This window comes from Rubritalea sp. (assembly GCF_039830215.1).
Lineage (GTDB): Bacteria > Verrucomicrobiota > Verrucomicrobiia > Verrucomicrobiales > Akkermansiaceae > Rubritalea.
In genome coordinates this window covers 1-1,881 of record NZ_JBDOPO010000265.1, presented here as the reverse complement: position 1 = coordinate 1,881, position 1,881 = coordinate 1, and the positions used below count along the sequence as shown (strand labels likewise).

1 protein-coding gene and 1 pseudogene are annotated in these 1,881 nt (G+C 46.5%); both read right to left on the bottom strand.

Annotation, left to right across the window (positions count from 1 at the left end; all coding sequences use genetic code 11):
* Positions 1-160 precede the first annotated feature (160 nt).
* Positions 161-1,237 (bottom strand): DUF1559 domain-containing protein, encoded by a 1,077-nt coding sequence (locus ABGY95_RS08765; RefSeq protein ID WP_347441299.1) that lies wholly within the window; start codon positions 1,235-1,237, stop codon positions 161-163.
* A gap of 312 nt (positions 1,238-1,549) precedes the next feature.
* Positions 1,550-1,881, bottom strand: a pseudogene (locus tag ABGY95_RS08760) (D-lactate dehydrogenase); the annotation flags it as partial.

Here is a 1,881-nt window from a genome sequence, read left to right as displayed (position 1 = left end):
TTCTACTGTCGTGAACCGACTCAGCCGCCCGTCCGTTTCCAAGACACTGAACAAAAAAAACTACGACCACGCTACAAAAATGTAGCGTGGCCGCAGCCTTTGATAGCAACTTTGATTGGTAACTGATTAACATAGTCCAATCTGAATTTCTAATGTCACATCACCACTCGATTTGTGGTTCTTTCCCAGTACCGTTGGGGTTGGTATAACCACCGCCACTACGCGTAATCATTGAACCAAAAAGAGTCAGGTCCATTGACTCCGACAATGTGTGAGTTGCGCCATCCATACTACTCACAACAATGATTCCTGGGTGAAAGCCAAAAGCTTCCCCATCATTCGTAACATTGAAAGGAGCATTACCAGCGTGCCGTTTTCTTTTGCATCGGTTTTCTGGATCTGTTTCCCTATCTGGGCACGCTGGATCCATACCATGCAATTTTCCTGATCCTAGTGAATCAAGTGCAGCGATGGTTTGATTCGTTTGACCACTAACTGGAGTAAGTTTGCCACGGCCCATATAAACATCTGGGGCACTGGCTTTCTCAACAAACATAAGCGTATTGCTCAGTCCATCTGTGATTTGCGCAACTCTGGTTTCCTGATTATTTGGAAGCGCACCGTCGCATTCGTTCCCATCTTCACTCCAAATATTTTGAGCATCAGGGAGAATCGAATCATCTACGCCCGTCAGTGCTTCATAGTCACGCTGACCATAGTCATCTGGATTCAGGGAGGGAGCAATTGAATCATTTTTATCTCTCGTTGGCCCATCAATAGCTCCATATCCACCTGACGGAGGAAGAGCTGATGGACATTTAAAAACACTCGGCTGAATGGCTGCCGCTTGAGTATTTTCCCACCAATTCTTATTGAAGTCGTACTCAACATTGCCTTGCTCTAAATTGGTGAGAACAAATGCAGTCCAAGCATGCTCTTTGTTTAATGGATTTGCCTTCATCTTCGGGTAACTTCTCGCTGGATCATTTAATTTGCTTGTGTACGCTGCAGCTGGGAAATGCTTTCGAGCGTTTTCAAAGTTATGCATCGCGAGGCCATGCTGCTTCATATTGTTTGAACACGAAACTCGACGAGCAGCTTCACGAGCTTGCTGAACGGCTGGCAAAAGAAGACCGACAAGAACACCAATAATGGCAATAACAACAAGAAGCTCAATCAGCGTAAAGCCGCGATTTCGACTTCCAGTTGGCTGAGAAGAATGAGCAGTGTGTAGCACGTCTAACTCCTTAGTGAGAAGATGTAAAAATATCTATTGGGAAGACAATGTGCCTTCCACCAATTGCAAGGAGTGTCGACATCTTTTATGAGGCAATTGTGAGACCAACATGAGGATTTGATGAGTTTTCTCAGACCCTCTTTTTACCGCAAAAACGCGTACTTCTAAGATGGTTCAGCGGCTAGACAGTCTCAGAATCGAGTGTTCTTCTGCTTGAACAGATTCAGCTCAGTTCCATGCTGTAGAGTGCTTCAGCGGGACATGAAGAATGCAGGCTAGGACGGGGTGCATGTCGGCCGGCCAGGAGGTGAATTAGAGCCGTTTTTTGCTTGTTTTCCCGATACCTGGATTGAACGTGTTGGTCGGGTCAAGCTGACGATGGAATTCCTTGACGACCAGCTCAGCTTCGTACAGATGGCCAACGTTGTGTTCCGCAGGAAATTTGGCTCCTCGAGCCGCGAGCCGCTCAAGCATAACCGCCTTTATCCGTTCCATATCAGTGCCCTTGCGATACACGTAAATATTGTGAAACACGTGACACAGGTAATGTCCGTAGGACAGGTCGAGCACCAAGTCCTTGGTGAGTTCATCAGGGAGATCTTCTGTCCAGTCTGGATCATTGCTAAGCAATGCAATATCGAGTG